We start from the raw sequence: 20,299 nt of genomic DNA, 5'->3' as shown, positions 1-20,299 counted from the left end.
CAGGTCCTGGGTGGCCGGCGCCCCGGTGGGAGGTCGGGCTGCGGGGTCAGGCTCCGGCGTTCTCCATGCGCTCGCGCAGGCTGCGCGGACGCATGTCGGTCCAGACCTCGTCGACGTAGGCGCAGCACTCCTCCTCGGAGCCCTCCTTGCCGACGGGCTGCCAGCCGGCGGGCACCTCGATGGCCAGCGGCCAGAGCGAGTACTGCTCCTCGTCGTTGCGCAGGACCTGGTAGCGGGTGTTCTCGTCCATCTCGGGTTCCTTCGTCGTCGGTGGGTCATGGCTGAGGCGGGTGGCGGGGCCGGGCGGGGCCCGGGTGGGCGGGGGCGTCGTCACCGGCCGCCCCGGGCGTGGCGGGCGATGTGGCGCAGCGCCTGGGCGAACTCCTCGGCCACCCGCCGCACGTCCGCCGTGGCGTGGACGGCGGGGCGGTGGTGCCAGGTGAAGGCGAGGCGGCCGTGCTGGACGGCGCCCACCACCTCCACCAGGTGCGAGCCGCCGTCGCGGGGGTCGTGGTCCCGTCCGAAGGAGCCGTGCTCGGTACGCACCAGCGCGCCCTCGGCGACCTGGGGACGCGCGTCCCACTGGCCGAGGTAGTTGAAGACCACCTGGCCGTGCGCGGCCCCGGCCAGGCGCTCGCGCACCTCGGGCGTGCCGAAGGTGCGCAGCGCCCCGAAGCCGAGCCCGTTGCCCGGTACCGCGCGCAGCTGGCGGCGGATCGACTTCACCAGGGCCCGCCAGTCGCGGTCGGGGCCGAGGTCCTCGGGAGCGGGCACCTGGAAGGCGACCGGGTAGACGGTGGTGAACCAGCCCACCGTGCGGGACAGGTCCACGCCCTCCAGCAGGTCCTCGCGGCCGTGCCCCTCCAGGTCCAGGCGGACCCGCTGCTGTCCCCGCCAGCGGGCCAGCGCCAGTGCGAGTGCGGCGAGCAGCACGTCGTTGACCCGGGTGCGGTAGGCCGCCGGCGCCGCCCGCAGCAGCGCCTCGGTGTCCTCCTGGCCCAACTCCACGGTGACCGTGGCCGTTTCGGCGGGCACGGTTCCCGCCGGGGCGCCTTCGGGGGCCGTCTCGGCGGCCACCGCCTGCTCCCAGTAGGGCAGTTCGTGGTCCAGGCCGCCGCCTGCGACGTGCGCGGCGAGTCCGAGTGCCCACTGCCGGAAGGAGGTGCCGCGCTCCCCCAGTGCGATCGCCCCGCCCCGCACGGCCTGCTGGTAGGCGCCCTCCAGGTCGTCGTGCAGCACCCGCCAGGAGACCGCGTCCACCACCAGGTGGTGGGCGACCAGGAGCAGGAACGCCGGCTGGTCCGGATCGCCGGTGAACAGGGCCGCGCGCAGCAGCGGACCGCCGGCCAGGTCGAAGCGGGTGTGCAGCTCGTCGGCGGCCTTGGCCATGGCGGCCTCGGCCTCCTGGGCGGTCTGTCCGCTCAGGTCGTGCTCGACGAGGAGGTCCGCCACCGGGGCCGGCGGCGGGTTGAACTGCTGCCAGCTCCCGTCCTCGGCACGGGTGTAGCGCATCCGCAGCGCGTCGTGGTGCTCCAGCAGCGCCTGCAGCGCGGCGGCGAGGGCCACCGGGTCGGGGGCGGCCTCCAGTTCCAGCAGCATGGACTGGTTGAAGTGGTGGTGGGCGGCGCGCGGGGAGTCGAGGAACCACTGCTGGATGGGGGTGAGCGGCACCTCGCCGCTGACCGGGCCCTCGCCCCCGCGTTCGGGGGCGCTGCGCACCACGGCGGCCAGCTCGGCCAGGCTCTGGTGGGTGAACAGGTCCCGGGTGGCCAGGTGCAGTCCCTCGCGGCGCAGCCGGGAGACCACCTGCATGCTCAGGATGGAGTCGCCGCCCAGCACGAAGAAGTTGTCGTCGAGACCGACCTCCGCCACCCCCAGCACATCGGCCCAGATGCGGGCGACATGGCGCTCGGTGTCGGTGCGCGGCGCGCGGCGCGGACCGCCGGCGGCCGCGACGGGACCGGGCGCGGGCAGGGCGCGCCGGTCGGTCTTGCCGTTGGGCGTCAGCGGCAGGCTCTCCAGCGGCACGAACTGCGCGGGGATCATGTGGGGCGGCAGCAGGTCGGCCAGGTGCAGGCGCAGTTCGGTGACCGCCAGAGCCTCCGACGGTGCGGCGGCGCTCTGCTGCGCGGGGACCACGTAGGCCACCAGCCGGCCCGGGACCGGGGCCGCCCCCTCGCCGGTCGCCTCGGTGTGCACCGTGACGACGGCATCGCGCACCAGCGGGCTGCGGCGCAGCGCGCTCTCGATCTCCCCCGGTTCGATCCGGAATCCGCGCAGCTTGATCTGCTCGTCCACGCGCCCGGCGAAGCGCAGCTCGCCGTCGGCGTCCCGGCGCGCGAGGTCGCCGGTGCGGTACATCCGCTCGCCCGGTGCGCCGTAGGGGTCGGGGAGGAACCGCTGGGCGGTCAGGCCCGGGCGGCCCAGGTAGCCGCGGGCCAGGCCCGGCCCGGCCACGTACAGCTCCCCCACCACCCCGGGCGGCACCGGGCGCAGCGCCGCGTCCAGCACGTGGGCGCGGGTCGCACCGCTGGGGCGCCCGATCGGCGGGGTACCGGTGCCCGGTGCGAGCGGGCCGGTCCAGGTCGCCACCACCGTGGCCTCGGTGGGCCCGTAGGAGTTGACCATCCGCCGGCCCGGTGCCCAGGTGTCGACCAGGTCGGCCGGGCAGGCCTCGGCGCCCACGATCAGGGTGCGCAGCTGCGGCAGCGCCGCGGCCGCCTGCGGATCGACGGTGGCCAGCGCCGCGGGCGGGATCAGCGTGTGGCTGATCCGCCGCCCGGCCAGCACCTCCGCCAGCCGCTCGCCCACCAGCGGGCCCTCCTCGCCGGTGACCAGCGCGGCGCCGCTGAGCAGTGAGACGCACAGTTCGAGGACCGAGGCGTCGAAGCTGGGCGAGGCGAACTGCAGGACCCGGTCGCCGGGGCCCACCGCGTACTGCTCGGCGCCGGCCGCGGCGAAGGAGGCCAGGCCCCGGTGGGTCACCAGTACGCCCTTGGGCGTGCCGGTCGAGCCGGAGGTGTAGATGACGTAGGCGGGGTGCTCGGGGGTGAGGGCGGTGGTGCGGTCGGCGTCGGTGGGCGCCTGGCTCGGTCCGTCCTGTGCCCACACCTCGCCGGGGTCGTCCAGCAGGAGGTGGGCGCGGGCGTCCTGCAGCATGAACTCCCGGCGCTGCGCCGGGTACTGCGGGTCCAGGGGCAGGAACGCCCCGCCCGCCTTGACGACGGCCAGCTGCGCCACCACCATCTCCGCCCCGCGCGGCAGCGCCAGCGCCACCAGGCGCTCGGGGCCGACCCCGCGTCCGATCAGCCGGTGGGCCAGGCGGTTGGCCGCCTGTTCCAGCTCGGCGTAGGTCCACTGCCGCTCGCCGTCCAGCAGTGCCACCGCCTGCGGGGTGCGGGCCGCCTGACGTTCGAACAGCTGCGGCAGGGTGGCCTGCGCCACCGGGGGGAAGCTGCTCCGGGCCTGCTCCAGCAGGGCGGGCAGGTCCTCGCCGGGGGCCAGCGGCAGCGCGCCCAGCGGGCGTTCGGGGTCCTGCGCGACGGCGGTCAGCAGGGCGGTGAGCTGGGCGGCCATCCGCTCGGCCGTGGCCGCCTCGAACAGGTCCGTGTTGTAGGTGATCAGCCCGTGCAGCCCGCCGCCGTCCACCTCCGCGAACTCCAGGGTGAGGTCGAAGGCGGCCTGTTCCACCTCGGTGTCGACCTCCGTCACCTCGAGACCCGGCAGGTCGAGATCGGCCGCCGGGGTGTTCTGCAGCACCACCATGACCTGGAAGAGCGGACTGCGGCTGGTGTCGCGCAGCGGCTGGACCTCGTCCACCACCCGCTCGAACGGCACGTCCTGGTGCGCGAAGGCGTCCAGCACCGTCTGGCGCACCCCGCCGAGGAACTCGGCGAAGGAGAGGTGGGGCTCGGCCTGCGCGCGCAGCACCAGGGTGTTGACGAAGAACCCGATCAGGGCTTGCGTCTCGGCGCGCTCGCGGCCCGAGGTGACCGTGCCCACCGCGATGTCCGAGGCTCCGCCGAGCCGGGCCAGATAGGCCTGGGCGCAGGCGACCAGCGTGGTGAACACGGTGCAGCCGCGCTCCCGGCCGACCTCGGCCAGCCGGCGCGCCAGCGGGGCGGGCAGCTCCAGCCGGGTGGTGGCGCCGTTGCTGGTGCGCACGGCCGGGCGCGGCCGGTCGGTGGGCAGGTCGAGCGGCTGGATCCCCGCCAGGTGCTCCTTCCAGTAGGCGAGTTGCTCCTCGCCGCCGGCGGCACGGGCGGTGCGCTGCCAGTGGGCGTAGTCGGCGTACTGCACCGCCAGCGGCGGCAACGCGGCCTCGGTGGAGCCCGTTTCGGCGCGGTAGAGGTGGGCCAGGTCGCCGAGGGCGACCGAGGTCGACCAGCCGTCGGTGACGATGTGGTGCACGGTGAGCGCCAGCACGTGCTCGTCCTCGGCCGACCGCACCGCGGTGGCACGCAGCAGCGGCCCCTCGCGCAGGTCGAAGGGCCTGGCCCGCTCCTCGGCCAGCAACCGGCGCAGCGCGCCGTCGCGTTCGCCTTCGGGCAGCCGGGACAGGTCGTGCAGCGCCAGCGGCAGCTGCGCGGGCGGGTGGACGATCTGCACGCCGTGGCCGTCCACGCTCTCGAAGGTGGTGCGCAGCGACTCGTGGCGGGCCACCAGGGCGCTCAGCGCCGCGCGCAGGGCGCCGAGGTCCAGCGCGCCGCGCAGGCGCAGCGCGAGCGCGGTGACGTACTCCACCCCGCCGGGGGCGAACTCCTCCAGGAACCACAGGCGTTGCTGGGCGTAGGACATCGGCGAGGCCGCGCCGTCGCGTGCCACCGGGACGATCGCCGCCTGCGCGCGCCCGCTCTGCTCGGTCAGCAGCCGGGCCAGCGCGGCGGGCGTGGGGTGGGTGAAGACCGCACGCGGGGTGAGATCGGTGCCGAACACCTCGCCCAGCCGGGAGGCGAGCCGGATGCTGAGGATGGAGTCGCCGCCCAGCCGGAAGAAGTCCTCCTCCACCCCCGGCTCCTGCCCGCCGAGCACCTCGGCGAAGACCTCCACCGTGCGGCGCTCGGCCCCGGTGCGCGGCGCCACCCGCTCACGCCCGGCGGCGGTGTCCGAGGGCGCCGGCAGGGCCGCACGGTCGACCTTGCCGTTGCCGGACAGCGGGAGGGCGGCGAGCGGGACGAAGGCGGCGGGCACGAGGTAGTCGGGCAGCAACCCGGCGGCGAACGAGCGCAGTTGCTCGGCCTGCTGCCCCGCCGGGCCGACCACGTAGGCCACCAGCCGCTTGCCGCCGTGCTCCTCCTCGCGCACGACCACGGCGACGTCGCTGACACCGGGGTGCGTGGCGAGCGCGGCCGCCACCTCGCCGGGCTCCACCCGGAAGCCGCGGATCTTCACCTGGTCGTCCACCCGGCCCAAGAACTCCAGCGTGCCGTCCGCCCGCCGCCGGGCCAGGTCGCCGGTGCGGTACATCCGAGCTCCGGGCGCGCCCAGCGGATCGGCCAGGAAGCGCGCCGCGGTCTGCCCGGGCCGGCCCAGGTAGCCGCGCGCCACCCCCTCGCCGGCCACGAACAGCTCGCCGACGCAGCCCGGCGCGACCGGCCGCAGCAGCCCGTCCAGGACGTGCACCCGCTTGTCGTCCAGCGGGTGGCCGATGGGCACCACCTCGGGCACCGCCGCCGCGTCGCTCAGCGGGTGGGCGGTCGCGAAGGTCGTGGTCTCGGTGGGCCCGTAGCCGTCCACCACGCCCAGCCCCGGGCAGGCGGCCAGCACCCGGCGCACGGCCGCGCCCGGCACCACGTCACCGCCGGTCCACAGCCGGCGCAGCCCCGCGAAGCAGTCGGGCGCGTCCTGGGCCAGCAGCCGGAAGAGTCCGGCGGTCAGCCACAGCGCGGTGAGCCCCTCACCGGCGAGCCGCCGCAGCAGCGCCGCGTCCACCGGGCCCTCGGGGGCCACCACCACGCAGCCGCCGGTCAGCAGCGGCGCCCACACCTCGAAGGTCGCGGCGTCGAAGGCCACCGGCGAGTGCAGCAGCACCTGGGCGCACACGCCATCGGCGAAGCGGCTGTCGGTGGCCAGCGAGGCCACGTCACGGTGGCGCACCGCCACGGCCTTGGGCTGCCCGGTGGAGCCGGAGGTGAACATCACGTACGCCAGGCGGTCGGGGTCGAGGGGCCGGGCGGGCGGCGCCGGCGGCCCGGCCTCCCCGCCGCGCGCGGCGGGGACCCGGGCCGCGGCGACCTCGGCCGCGGTCAGCCGCACCGTGGCGCCCGCCTGGGCGAGCAGGGCGCCGCGCCGCTCCTCGGGCGCCCGGCCGTCCACCGGCAGGTAGGCGCCGCCGGCCTTCAGCACGGCCAGTTGGGCGACGACCAGCTCCGCCGAGCGGTCCATCAGCAGCGCCACCCGTCCCTCGGCGGCCAGCCCTCCGGCCAGCAGCAGGGCGGCCAACTGCTCCGACCAGAGGTCGAGCTGACGGTACGTCAGCTCCTGCTCACCCGCGCGCACCGCGAGAGCGTCCGGGGTGCGGCGGGCCTGCTCGGCGAAGAGCTCCACCGGGCTCGCCGGGGACGCTGCGCGGGCGGTGGTGTTCCAGGACGCCAGCAGCGCCCGGTCGGCGGCGGTGAGCGGCTCCAGCCGGGCAAGGTCGCCGTCGCGGCGGTCGTCGAGGCTGTCGGCGATGGCGGCGAGCAGCACGGCCAGGCGCTCCGTCGCCGCCTGCACGGTGGCACGGTCGAACAGCGCCGGGTCGTAGGCCAGGTCGAAGCCGAGCCGCTCGGCCAGGTAGGCGCGCAGGCACCAGGCGAAGGTGGTGGCGTCCTCGGCGCGCACCTCCTCGACCCGCACGCCGGTGCGGTCCGCGACCGACTCGTCGACGGGGTAGTTCTCGAACACCACCATGCTGTCGAACAACGCCTCACCGGCGGGCACCTCGCCCAGTGCCTGGATGCGGGAGAGCGCCAGGTGGTCGAAGCGGCGGCTGTCGCTCTGCCCCTCCTGCAGCTCCCGCAGCCAGGCGCGCACACTGCCGCTGCCCGGGATCCGCACCCGGGCCGGCACCGTGTTGATGAACATGCCGATCATCGACTCGACGCCGGGCAGTTCGGCCGGGCGCCCGGAGACGGTGGTGCCGAACACCACGTCCCCCACCCCGCCCGAGCGCGCCAGCAGCAGCGCCCAGGCGCCCGCCAGCACGGTGTTGACGGTCAGTCCGGCGCCGGCCGCGCTCGCCCGAAGGCGCTGCGAGAGCTCCTCGTCCAGCTCGTGGTGGACGGCCGCGACGGAGCGGGCACGGTGCGCCTGGCCCGGCGGGCGGTCGTAGGGCAGCGGGGTGCGCGCGGCGAAGCCGGCCAGCAGCTGCGCCCAGTGGGCCTCGGCCGCGTCCTGGTCCTGCTCGTCCAGCCAGCGCAGGAAGTCCGCGAACGGCCGCCGCACCAGCCCGGGAACGGGCGCACCGCCCAGCAGTGCGCCGTACTGCTCGCACACCTCGGTGAGCAGCTGACCGCTGCTCCAGCCGTCCAGGATCAGGTGGTGGGTGGACCACAGCAGCAGCACCTCGTCGCCGGGCAGCGCCGCCAGGGTGAGGCGGGTGAGCGGGGCGCGGGTCAGCTCCATCTCCGTCGCCGCATCGGCGGCCAGCAGCCGCTCGGTCCGCGCCGCCCGCTGCTCGGGCGAAAGGCCGCGCCAGTCCAGCTGGGCGATCGGCAACTCGGCTTTGCTGTGCACCAGTTGGACCGGGTGCGGCAGCTGTCGCCAGTGCACGCTGGTGCGCAGCGCCTCGGTGCGGTCGGCCACCTGCTGCCAGGCCGCGGCGAACGCGTGCGGGTCGGCCACGCCCGACAGGCGCACCACGATCCGGTCCACGTAGGCGCCCTCGCGGTCGAGGAGGCCGTGGAAGAGCATCCCGGACTGCAGCGGGGTCAGCGGCAGCACGTCGGCGACCTCACGCCCGTCGCCGACCAGGGCGTCCAGCCGGTCCTGGGCCAGCGCGGCGAGCGGGAAGTCGGACGGGGTGCGGCCACCGGCCCCGGGGGCGGCGCAGTGCGCCACGATCTCGCGCAGCGCCGCGCACATCTCCTCGGCCAGCCCGCGCACGGTGGCCTCGTCGTAGACGGCCGACGGGTAGGTCCAGCCCAGCTCCAGGCGTCCGTCCTGGACCACCCCGGTGATCTCCAGCAGGTAGGGCCGCACCTCGTCCGGGTCGCTGTCGCGCCCGGCGCCGGGCAGCGTGGCGCGGTAGAGGCCCTCGGCCTCCCCGGAGGTGCCGGCGGCGTCGAACCGGCCGTGGTAGTTGAAACCGACCTGCGGGGCCGCCGAGGGCACGCCCTGCGGCAGCAGGTGGCGCAGCGCGCCGTGGCCGAGTCCGTGCAGCGGGACGGCGCGCAGCTGTTCCTTGACCGAGCGCAGGGTGTCGTGCCAGCCCGCCTCGGGGGCCACCCGCAGGGCGAGCGGGAACTCGGCGGTGAACCAGCCCACCGTCCGGGAGAGGTCCAGGTCCGCGAAGAGGTCCTCGCGGCCGTGCCCCTCCATGCCGATCAGCACGCTCTCGCGCCCGCACCAGCGGGCCAGGGTGCGGCCCAGGGCGCTCAGCAGCACGTCGTTGACCTGGGTGCGGTAGACGGCCGGGACCTGGCGCAGCAGCGCCTGCGTCGCCTGCTCGTCCAGGGTGACGCTGACCGTGGCCGCCGCGCCGTGGGTGTTCGGGCCCGGCCGGCCCGCGGGCAGCGCGGCGGGAGCCGCGGCGGTGCGGGTCCAGTACGGCGCGTCCGCGGACAGGCCGCCGGCGCGGGTGTGCTGCTCCAGCCGGGTGGCCCAGTGCGCGAAGGAGGTTCCCGCCGGGGGCAGTTCGGCGCTCCCGCCCGCCGCGGCCAGGCGGTGGGCCGCCGCGAGGTCGGCCAGCAGGATGCGCCAGGAGACGCCGTCCACGGCCAGGTGGTGGATGGTGAGGACGAGCTGGCCCGGCTCCCGCGCGCCGCGGTCGAAGAAGAGCACCCGGGCCAGGCGGCCCGCGGTGGGATCGAGGGCCGCCTGCGCCTGCTCGGTGGCGCGCTGCACCTCGGCCTCCAGGGCGGCGGGGTCGAGGCCGGCCGCCTCGTGCCGGGTGAAGACGCCCTGCGGCGCGTGGTCCAGCACCTCCTGGTACCAGCCGTCCTCGCCGCGGCGGAACCGGGTGCGCAGCGCGGCGTGGCAGCGCAGCACGGCCGCCACCGCCGCGCCGAGCGCCACGGGGTCGGTGCCCAGGGCGAGTTCGAGGCGCTGGGTCATGGTGAAGCGCAGCGCGTCGCCCGGGCGGCGGGCGTCCAGGTACCAGTGCTGGATGGGGGTGAGCGGGGCCTGACGGGGCGCCGGCTCGGCGCCGGGCACCTGCGCGGTGGCCACCTCGCCGACCCGCAGCGCGAGTTCGGCCACGCTCTGGTACCGGAAGACGTCCTTGGTGGTCAGGGCCAGCCCGGCGGCCCGGGCCCGCGAGACGATCTGGATGCTGAGGATCGAATCGCCGCCCAGCGCGAAGAAGTTGTCCTGCGCGCCGACCCGGGCCACGCCCAGCACCTCGGCCCAGATCGCGGCCAGCGCCTCCTCGGTGCCGGGGCGCGGCGCCAGGTAGGCGGTGGTGGTCTCGGGCCGGTCGGGCGGTGCGGGCAGCGCGCGGCGGTCGGTCTTGCCGCTGGTGGTGCGCGGGATCCCGGTCAGCGGCACGAACGCGGCGGGCACCATGTGGTCGGGCAGGGTGCGCCGCAGCCGGGCACGCAGTTCGTCGGCGGGCGGCACCCGGTCCCCGGCGGGCACCAGGTAGGCCACCAGCATCAGGCGCCCGGCGTGCTCACGGGCGATCACCGTGCAGTCGGCGACCTCCGGGTCGGCCAGGACGGCGGCCTCCACCTCCCCCGGCTCGATCCGGAAGCCGCGGATCTTGACCTGCTCGTCGACCCGGCCCAGGAACTCCAGCCGCCCCTGCGCGTCCCAGCGCGCCCGGTCGCCGGTGCGGTACATCCGCGCCCCCGGCGGCCCGAAGGGGTCGGGCAGGAAGCGGGCGGCGGTCAGGCCGGGCCGGTTCAGGTAGCCGCGGGCCACCTGCGCCCCGGCCAGGTGGAGCTCCCCCGGCATCCCCGGCGGTACCGGCCGCAGCGCCTCGTCGAGCAGGTGGGCGCGCAGGCCACCGCCGGGCCGGCCGATCATCGGGCGTTCGGGGCTGTCGGTGCAGCGCCCGTAGACGGCGTCGACCGTGCACTCGGTGGGCCCGTACATGTTGTAGGCGGTGACACCGAGGTCGGCCGCCGCGCACAGCTGCTGCCAGGCGGCGGCCGGGACGGCCTCGCCGCCCACCAGCAGCAGCCGCGGGTGGTGACGGCCGGGCGCGAGCAGCCCGGCGGCGGTGAGTTCGCGCAGGTAGGAGGGGGTGACGTTGACCAGGTCCAGGCGCCTTTCGGCGATCTGGGCGCAGAAGGCCTGCGGGTCCAGCCGCACCTCCTCGTCGATCAGGTGCACCTCCTGGCCGAGGGCCAGCAGCAGCGCGCCCTCCCAGCTGGTGTCGAAGGAGAACGAGGCGCTCAGCGCCATCCGCAGCCGGTGCCCGTCCGCGGTGTGCGGCTCGACCAGCGAGGTGCGGTGGTCCAGGCAGAGGTTGACCAGCTGGCGGTGCTCCACCAGGACGCCCTTGGGCCGGCCGGTGGAGCCGGAGGTGTAGACGATGTAGGCGCCGTGCTCGGGCAGCAGCGCCCCGGTGCGGTCCGCATCCGTCAGGTCGTGGGCGGGCAGTTGCTCCCACGGGGCCTCGCGCAGGTCCTCCGCCGTCAGCACGGTCTGCGGCCGGGCGTCCTCCAGCAGCAGGGCGGCCCGCTCGGCGGGCAGCTCCAGGTCGACGCAGAGCACGGTGGCGCCCGCCTTGAGCACCGCGAGGAGCGCCACCACCGCGTCCGCGGTGCGCGGCAGCCGCAGGGCGACCACCCGCTCCGGCCCCGCTCCCAGGCCCACCAGGTGACGGGCGAGCCGGTTGGAGCGCTCGTTGAGGGCCGCGAAGTCGAGGGCGGCGTCCCGGGCCACCAACGCGGTGGCCCCCGGGGTGCGGGCCGCCTGGGCCTCGAAGAGCGCGGGGAAGGTGGCCCGGCTCGCGGGCAGCGCCGGGCCCCGCCCCCAGGCCAGTACCTGCTCCTGCTCATCGGCCGTCATCAGCGGCAGGGCGCCGACCGCGCGCTCCGGGTCCTCGGCCACCGCCGCCAGCAGGACCTGCAGCCGGGCGGCCAGGCCCGCGATGCTCGACGCGTCGAACAGGTCGGTGTTGTACTCCAGGTGCGCGGTCAGGCCGCCGTCCTGCTCGACGAAGTCGAAGGAGAGGTCGAAGGTCGCGCCGCGCACCGGCACCGACACCGGTGCCACGGCCAGCCCCGGCAGCCGGGGCGCCTCGGCGCCCAGGTTGTGCAGGGCCACCATCACCTGGAACAGCGGCGTGCGGCTGGTGTCGCGCTCGGGCTGCAGCGCGTCGACGACCTGCTCGAAGGGCACCTCCTGATGGGCGAACGCTTCCAGCACTGCGGTACGCGCCTGCGCCAGCAGCTCGCGGAACGACGCCTCGCGGCGCACCTGCCCGCGCAGCACCAGGGTGTTGACGAACATGCCGACCACGTCGTGCAGTTCGTGCCGCTCCCGGCCCGAGGCGACGGTGCCGACCGTGACGTCCGGCTGGCCGGCCCAGCGGGCGAGCAGCACCTGGCAGGCCGCCAGCAGGGTCATGTAGAGCGTGGCGTCGGCCTCCCGGCCGCGCTCGCGCAGCCGGGAGGTCAGCTCGGCGGGCAGCGTGACGGTCAGCAGCGCCCCCGCGCGGGTGCGCACCGCAGGGCGCGGCCGGTCGGTGGGCAGCTCCAGCGGCACAAGACCCGCGAGCGCCCGGCGCCAGTGCGCCAGGTCCGCCTCGGCACGCTCGGTGCGGGCGCGCTGCCAGGCGGCGTAGTCGGCGTACCGCACGGGCAGCGCGGGCAGCACGGGTTCGCGCCGCTCGCAGGCCGCCGTGTACAGCTCGCCCAGGTCGCGGCCGAGCACCGCCATCGACCAGCCGTCGGTGACGATGTGGTGCACCGCCAGCGCGAGCACGTGCTCGTCCGCGGCCAGCCGCACCAGGCGGGCGCGCAGCAGCGGCCCGGCGGCCAGGTCGAAGGGCGTGGCGGCCAGGCGCTCCAGCAGCGCCTCCAGCGCCGCCGGGTCGTCCCCGGTCAGGTCGTGGAGCGTCAGCTCGACCGGCCGCGGCGGGTGCACCAGCTGGCGCGCCCGGCCGTCCTGCTCGGCGAAGGTGGTCCGCAGCGCCTCGTGCCGGGCCACCAGAGCGGTCAGGGCCGTGCGCAGCGCCTGCCGGTCGAGTCCGCCGCGCAGGCGCAGCACGGACAGCGTCGTGTACTCGGTGCTGCCCGGCTCGAAGCGGTCCAGGAACCAGAGCCGCTGCTGGGCGTAGGACAGCGGCACCTCGGCGCCCTCGTCCACCGCGGGGATGACCCCCGCGGCGTCCGCGCCGACCGGGCCGGCGAGGGCGGCGGCCAGCTCCGCCAGCACCGGGTGGCTGAAGAGCAGCCGGGGCGAGACCTCGCCGCCGAAGGCCGCCCGCAGCCGGGAGGTGACCCGGATCGCCAGGATCGAGTCACCGCCGAGCGCGAAGAAGTTGTCCCCCGCGCCGACCTCCTCGGTGTCCAGCACCTGCGCCCACGCCTCGGCGACCAGGTGCTCGGCGCGGGTGCGCGGCGCGATGTGCTCGGGGCCGGCGGCGAAGCCGTCGGGCCCCGGCGCGGGCAGGGCGCGCCGGTCGAGCTTGCCGTTGACGGTCAGCGGCAGGGCCGCCATCGGGACGTAGGCGGCGGGCACCAGGTAGGCGGGCAGCAGCCGTTCGAGGTGGGCCCGCAGCTCGGCCGCGCCCGGCGGCGTCGCGCCCTCACCCACCACGTGGGCCACCAGGCGGCGGGTGCCGGCGCCGTCCTGGTACACGCCGACGGTCGCCTCGCGCACGCCCGGGTGGGTGTGCAGCGCGGCCTCGATCTCGCCGGGCTCGATCCGGTAGCCGCGGATCTTCACCTGCTGGTCGGCCCGCCCCAGGTACTCCAGCGTGCCGTCCGCGCGCCAGCGCGCCCGGTCGCCGGTGCGGTACATCCGGCTGCCCGGCGCCCCGAACGGGTCGGCCACGAAGCGGGTGGCCGTCAGGCCCGGGCGGTTCAGGTAGCCGCGCGCCAACCCCTCGCCCGCCACGTACAGTTCGCCCACCGCGCCGGCGGGCACCGGCGCGCGGTCGGCGTCCAGCACGTACACCCGCAGGTCGGCGATGCCGGTGCCGATCGGCCCCGGGCCGCCCGCGGCGGCCGTCGCGGCGTCCAGTTCGGCGTGGGTGACGTGCACGGTGGTCTCGGTGATGCCGTACATGTTCACCAGCCGCGGCGCGTCCTGCGGGTGGCGGGCGTACCAGTGGGCGAGCCGGGTCACCTCCAGCGCCTCGCCGCCGAAGACGACCGTGCGCAGCGCCAACCGGTCACCGAGATCGGGGTGTTCGGCGTCCGCGCGGATCAGCGGGTAGAACGCCGAGGGGGTCTGGTTGAGGACGGTGACCTGCTCCTCGGCCAGCAGGCGCAGGAAGTCCTCCGGCGAGCGGGCGGTGTCCTCGGGCACCACCACCAGCCGACCGCCGTGCAGCAGCGGGCCCCACAGCTCCCAGACCGAGAAGTCGAAGGTGTAGGAGTGGAAGAGCGTCCACACGTCGTCCGCGCCGAAGCCGAACAGCTCCTGGGTCCGGTCGAACAGCCGCACCACGTTAGCGTGCGGCACCACGACGCCCTTGGGGCGGCCGGTGGAGCCGGAGGTGAAGATCGCGTAGGCCGGGCTGTCCGGCAGCGGCCGGTGCCCGGCGGGCAGCGCGGCGGCCGGGCGAAGCGCCAGGTCGGCCCGCACCTGCGCCTCGTCCAGTGCCACCACCGGGACCGCGCTGCTGCCCGCGAGTTGCGGTGAGAGTGCCACCAGCGCCACCGGCCGGGCGTCGTCCAGCAGCTGGGCCAGGCGCTCGGCGGGCAGCTGCGGATCCAGCGGCAGATAGGCCGCGCCCGTCTTGAGGACGGCCAGCACCGCGACCACCTGGTCGACCGAGCGCGGCAGCGCGAGGGCCACGAACCGCTCGGGCGCGGCGCCGAGTTCGGCCAGCCGGTGGGCGAGCCGGCCGGCCCGCGCGTCCAGGGTCGCGTAGTCCAGCCGGTCCTCGCCACAGCTGACGGCCGGGGCCCGCGGGGTGCGGGCGGCCTGCGCCTCGAAGAGGTCCACCAGGGTCCAGGCGGGCCGGCCCTGCGCGGTGCCGTTCCAGTCGACCAGGATGCGGCGCCGCTCCTCCTGGCTCGTCCAGGCGAGCGCGCGCAGCGGGCGCTCGAGGCCGTCGGCGAGCCCGGTGAGCAGCAGGCAGAGCCGCTCGGCCAGGGTGCGCACGGTCGCGGCCTCGAAGAGCCGCGGGTCGTAGGCGAGGTCGAAGCCCAGCACCTCGCCCTGGTAGGCGCGCAGCACCAAGGGGTAGTTGGTGGCGTCGTGGGAGGAGACCTCGGCGAGGCGCACACCGGAGTCGGCGGCGCGGCCGGCGTCGAAGGGGTAGTTCTCGAAGGCGACCATGCTCTCGAAGAGCGCGCCGCCCGAGGGCACCTCGCTGAACCCGGTCAGCTCGGCGAGCGAGACGGCGGCGAAGCGCCGGGCCTCGGCCTGCGCCTGCTGCAGCTCGGCCAGCCAGGCCGCGGCGGTCCGCGCGCCGTCCACCCGGACCCGGGTGGGCAGGGTGTTGATGAACATGCCGATCATCGACTCGACGCCCGGCAGGTCGTCCGGTCGACCCGAGACGGTGGTGCCGAAGAGCACGTCCGGCTCGTCGCTGTAGCGCGACAGCAGCAGCGCCCAGGCGCCCTGCACCAGGGTGTTGAGCGTCAGCCCGGCCTGCCGGGCGGTGCGGGCCAGGCGGGCGGAGGCCTGCTCGGAGAGCGCGGCCGTGTGCACCCCGGCCGACCGGACGGCCTGCTCGGGGCGCCGCGGGTGGTCCGCCGGCAGCGCGGTCACCGTGGCGAAGCCGTCCAGCACACCGCGCCAGTGCGCGCGGGCGGCCTCGGTGTCCTGCTCGGCCAGCCAGCGCACGTAGTCGCCGAACGGGCGGCGCACGGCGGGCCGCACCGGGGTGCCGGCGGTCAGGGCCGCGTACTCCTCGAACACCTCGGTGAGCACCTGGGCCAGGCTCCAGCCGTCCAGGATCAGGTGGTGCGAGGTCCACAGCAACTGGACCTGTTCGTCGGGCAGGTGGACCAGGGTGAGGCGCATCAGGGGTGCGACGGCGATGTCCAGGCCCTGGGCAAGGTCGGCGGCGCGCAGCGCGGCCAGCTGCTGCGCGCGCTCGCCCGCACCGGCCGCGCGCAGGTCCAGGTGGACCACCGGGACGCGCACCTCGCGGTGCACCACCTGCAGCGGGACGGGCACGCCCTCCCACACCACCGAGGTGCGCAGCGCGGGCGTGCGGTCGGCGACCCGCTGCCAGGCCGCGGCCAGCGCCGCGGGGTCGCCGACGCCCGCCAGGAGCAGGGCGGCCTGGTCGACGTAGACGTCCTGCGCGTCGCCGACCAGGCGGTGGAAGAGCATGCCCTCCTGCAGCGGGGTCAGCGGCAGCAGGTCCGCCACCTGCCGCCCGTCGCCCACCAGCCGGTCCACGGCCGCCTGATCGAGGCGGGCGAGCGGGAAGTCGGAGGGGGTGCGTCCACCGGCCCCCGGGCGGGCGCAGTGCTCGACGACGGCGGCCAGCGCGGCGGTCATCGCGTGCGCCAGGGAGCGGACGGTGGCGGTGTCGTGCACCTGGTCGCTGTAGTGCCAGGTGATCTCCAACTCCCCGTCGGCCACCACGGCGGAGATGTCGAGCAGGTGGTCCAGCGGCTCCTCGGGGTCGATGTCGCGGCCCGGCACCTCGCCGGCGGGGGCGAAGTCCCCGCCGGCGGCGGCCGTCCACTGGCCGTGGTAGTTGAAGCACACCTGCGGCAGCGCGGCCCGGCCCAGCGCGCGGGCGTCGGGGTGGGGCGAGCCGAGGCGGGCCAGCGCCTCGTAGCTGAGGCCGCGCCGGGGCACCGCCCGCAGCAGCTCCTTGACCGTCTTCAGGGTGGTGGCCCAGTCGGGGGCCACCGTGAGGGTGACGGGGTACTGGGAGGTGAACCAGCCGACCGTGCGGGAGAGGTCCAGGTCGGCTGCGCCGAGCTCCTCGCGGCCGTGGCCCTCCAGCGTGACGGCCACCTGGTCGGTGCCCGTCCAGTCGGCCAGCACCCGGCCCAGCGCGCTCAGCAGCACGTCGTTGACCTGGGTGCGGTAGACGCCGGGCACCTCGCGCAGCAGCGCCTCGGTGGTGGCCCGGTCGACCCGGGTGCGCAGGGTGCGCACCGAGCCGGCCAGCGGGGTGCCGGGACGGTCCACCGGCAGCGGGGCCACCGCGGCCCGGGTCTGGGCGGTCCAGTGCGGCAGGTCCTCGTCCAGGCCGCCGGCCCGCACGTGTGCGGCCAGGGCGTGGGCCCAGTCGGTGAACGCGGTCTGCTCGGGGGCAAGGCTCACCGGTCCGCCGGCCACCGCCTGGCGGTAGGCGCCCGCCAGGTCGGCCAGCAGCACCCGCCAGGAGACGCTGTCCACGGCCAGGTGGTGGGCCGTCAGGAAGAGCCGGGGCCGGGCCCCGTCCGGCGCGGGCAGCAGGACGGCGCGCAGCAGGGCGCCGGTGGCCGGGTCCAGCTGCGCGCGGGCGGCGTCGGCCGCGGCGGCGGCATCGGCAGCAGCAGCGTCGGCGTCGGCGGCCGGGTCGTGCCGGGTCAGCAGGCCGGTGGCCGCGCCCGCGCCGGGCTGCTGCCGCCAACTGCCGTCCTCGGCGCGGGTGAAGCGGGTGCGCAGCGCCGGGTGCGCGGCCACCAGCGCGTGCAGCGCCTGCGCCAGGGCGCGCTCGTCCAGGTCGTGCGGCAGGTCCAGCAGCATCGACATGGTGAAGTGGCGCAGCGGTCCGTGGGTGGCGAGGAACCACCCCTGCACCGGGGTCAGCGGGGCCGGGCCCTGCTCGCGCACCCGGGGGGCGGGGGCCGGGTCGGCGGGGCGGCGGGCGGCGGCGACCAGGTCGGCGACCGTCTGGTGGCGGAAGACGTCGCGCGAGCTGAGCTGCAGGCCCGCCGCGCGGGCGCGGGAGACGGCCTGGATGCTCAGGATCGAGTCGCCGCCCAGCTCGAAGAAGTTGTCGGTGACGCCCACCCGGGCCACCCCGAGCACCTCGGCCCAGATGGCGGCCAGGGTCTGCTCCTCGGGGGTGCGCGGCGCGGTGAACTCCCGCTCGTGCGCCTCGGCCCCGGGGTCCGGGGCGGGCAGCGCGCGGCGGTCCAGCTTGCCGCTGACGGTCAGCGGCAGCGCCGGCAGCGCGGTGAACGAGGAGGGCACCAGGTGGTCGGGCAGCACCCGCCGCAGGGCCGCGCGCAGCTCGGCGGCCGACGGTGCGGCGCCCGCCGTGACGGGCACGACGTAGGCCGCCAGGCGCAGGTGGCCGTGGGCGTCGGGCAGCGCGAGGACGGCGGCGGCGGCGAGCTCCGGCAGGTCGAGCAGGGCCGCCTCCACCTCGCCCGGCTCGATCCGGTGGCCGCGCACCTTGACCTGGTCGTCCGCACGCCCCAGGTACTCCAGCTGCCCGTCCGCCGTCCAGCGGGCCAGGTCGCCGGTGGCGTACATCCGGGAGCCGGACGGCCCGAACGGGTCGGCCACGAAGCGGGCGGCGGTCGGCCCCGGCCGGTTCGCGTAGCCGCGGGCCAGCTGCGCCCCCGCCAGGTACAGCTCCCCGCTCACCCCGGGCGGCACCGGCTGCAGCCGGTCGTCCAGCACGTACGCCCGCACACCCGGCAGCGCGCGCCCGACCAGCGGGCGGTCCTGGTCCGCGATCCGGCAGGCCGCCGCGTCGACGGTGCACTCGGTGGGGCCGTAGAAGTTGTAGGCGGTCACCCGCGGGTGACCGGCCAGTTCGCGCCACAGGGCCGGGCCCACCGCCTCGCCGCCGAGCATCAGCACCCGCGGGCAGTGCCGGGGGTCGCTGAGCAGCCCGGCGGGCAGCAGCTGGCCCAGGTAGGTGGGCGTCAGGTCCAGGAAGTCGATGCGGTGGCGCACCACGTACTCCACCAGCGCGCCCGCGTCCATCCGGGTGTCCTCGTCCACCAGGTGCAGCGGGTGGCCGTCGGCCAGCAGCAGCACCCCCTCCAAGGAGGTGTCGAAGGAGAAGGAGGCCGTCAGCGCCACCCGCAGCGGGCCGCCGCCCGCCTCGGCGACGAAGCCCGCCCGGTGCGCGGCCAGCAGGTTCAGCATCGCGCGGTGCTCCACCGCGACGCCCTTGGGGCGGCCGGTGGAGCCGGAGGTGTACAGGAGGTAGGCGGTGTTCGCCGGGCGCAGCGGGGCGTGGCGCTCCGCGTCGCCCGGGTTCGTGTCGGGGGCGGTGGCGGGCACCGCGGCCAGCGCCTGCTCGTCGAGCACCAGCGCCGGGCGGGCGTCGGCCAGCAGGTGGCGCACCCGTTCCTCGGGCAGCGCCCGGTCCAGCGGCAGGTAGCCCGCGCCGGCCTTCCAGACGGCGAGGATCGCCACGACCAGGTCGGCGGTGCGCGGCAGCCGCAGCGCCACCAGCTGCTCGGGGCCCGCGCCCCGGGCGATGAGGTGGTGGGCGAGCCGGTTGGCGCGGGCGTTGAGGGCGGCGTAGTCGAGCCGCTCGTCGCCGGCGACCAGGGCCAGGGCGTGCGGGTCGGACGCCGCCCGGCGCTCGAATAGTTCGGGGTAGGCGATGGACTCGACGGGCAGCGCAGGGGCGTGCCGCTCCCGCGTCAGCTCGCGCACCTGCTGCGCCGAGAGCAGCGCCACCGTGCCCAGCGGGCGGTCCGGTTCGGCGCTCGCGCCCGCCAGCAGCCGCAGCAGCTGGTCGGCCATCCGCTCGGCGGTGGCCGCCTCGAAGAGGTCGGCGCGGTACTCCAGCAGGCCGGTCAGCTGCTCGCCGTCCGGCACGAACTCCACGCTCAGGTCGAAGGTGGCGGCCTGGCGCGGCACGTCCACCGGCGAGACGGCCAGGCCCTGCGGGGCGCCGGCGGCGGGCGGCGCGGGGTGCAGCAGCACCATCACGTCGAACAGCGGGTTGCGGCCCGCCTCGCGGGGCGCGCCCACCGCCTCGACCAGCCGCTCGAAGGGCGCCTCGCCGTGTGCGAAGGAGTCGTTGACGGTCTCGGCGCAGCTCGCCAGCAGGGTGCGGAAGGAGTCGGTGGACGCGACCGGGGTGCGCAGCACCACCGTGTTGACGAAGCAGCCGACCGCCCGTTCCAGCTCGGTGCGCGCGCGTCCGGGGGTCAACGAGCCCACCGTGATGTCCTGTTGGCCGGACCAGCGGGCCAGCAGCGCCTGGGTGGCGGCCACCAGCGCGGTGTGCAGCGTGGTGTGCTGCTCGGCGGCCAGCTCGCGCAGCCGGGCCACCAGCGGCGCGGGCACGGTGAAGCCGTGGATCGCCCCGGGTCCGGCCTCCTCGCCGCGGCGCGGGTGGTCCAGCGGCAGCGCGGGTGCCATCGCGCCGGCCAACTGGTTCTTCCAGTAGGCGAGATGACCTTCCAGTCTGGCACCGGAGAGCTGCTCGCGCTGCCAGGCGGCGAAGTCCGGGTACTGCGTCGCCACCGCCGCGAGCGCCGGCTCGGCGCCCCGGGCGAGCGCGTCGTAGGCGGTGCACAGCTCGTCCAGGACCACGCCCATCGACCAGCCGTCGGTGACGATGTGGTGCGCGGTCAGCAGCAGCACGTGCGAGCCGGCCGGCTCGCGCACCAGCAGCGCCCGCAGCACCGGGCCCTGGCAGAGGTCGAAGGGGCGCGAGTACTCGGCCAGCAGGGTCGCGTCCAGGGCCTGCGGCCCGGTCAGTTCCTGGACGGGCAGCGGCAGCGGCTGCGCCGGGTGGACGGTCTGCGCCAGGCGGCCGTCACTCTCCTCGAAGGTGGTGCGCAGCGCCTGGTGGCGCTCCACCACCAGCGCCAGCGCCCGGGCCAGCGCCTCGCGGTCCAGCGGCCCGGTGAAGCGCACGGCGACGGCGCTGTTGTAGCGGGGGTCGCCGGGGCTCAGCCGGTCCAGGAACCACAGGCGCTGCTGGACGAAGGAGAGCGGCAGCGGGCGGGTGCGGTCGGCCTGCGGGATGCCCCGGCCGGCGGTGGCGGCACCCTCGCCGCCGCCGGTGCGTCCGGCCAGCCGGCGGCGCAGCGCCTCCTGGAGGTCGGCGGGCAGGGCCGCGGCGCGGTCGCGCTTCGAAGACGTCATGGTCGTC

At 76.5% G+C, this 20,299-nt stretch carries 2 protein-coding genes; both read right to left on the bottom strand.

Features of this window, described 5'->3' with window-relative positions:
• Window positions 1–46 precede the first annotated feature (46 nt).
• A complete protein-coding gene (locus tag OG500_RS37025; RefSeq protein ID WP_327071272.1) occupies window positions 47–250 on the bottom strand; it encodes an MbtH family protein in 204 nt (67 codons plus the stop codon).
• 80 nt (window positions 251–330) lie between these two features.
• Window positions 331–20,292: a non-ribosomal peptide synthase/polyketide synthase gene (locus tag OG500_RS37020; RefSeq protein ID WP_329586986.1), complete on the bottom strand. Its 19,962-nt coding sequence runs from the start codon at window positions 20,290–20,292 to the stop codon at window positions 331–333.
• Window positions 20,293–20,299 lie beyond the last annotated feature (7 nt).

It is taken from the genome of Kitasatospora sp. NBC_01250 (genome assembly GCF_036226465.1).
Classification (GTDB): Bacteria; Actinomycetota; Actinomycetes; order Streptomycetales; family Streptomycetaceae; genus Kitasatospora.
Note: the sequence above shows the minus strand (reverse complement) of the source record. Positions and strands in the feature narration are given on the sequence as shown.

Bases quoted from the DNA above. Each gene is read 5' to 3' on its own strand.
- OG500_RS37025 (WP_327071272.1), bottom strand. From the start codon at position 250: ATGGACGAGAACACCCGCTACCAGGTCCTGCGCAACGACGAGGAGCAG.
- OG500_RS37020 (WP_329586986.1), bottom strand. From the start codon at position 20,292: ATGACGTCTTCGAAGCGCGACCGCGCCGCGGCCCTGCCCGCCGACCTC.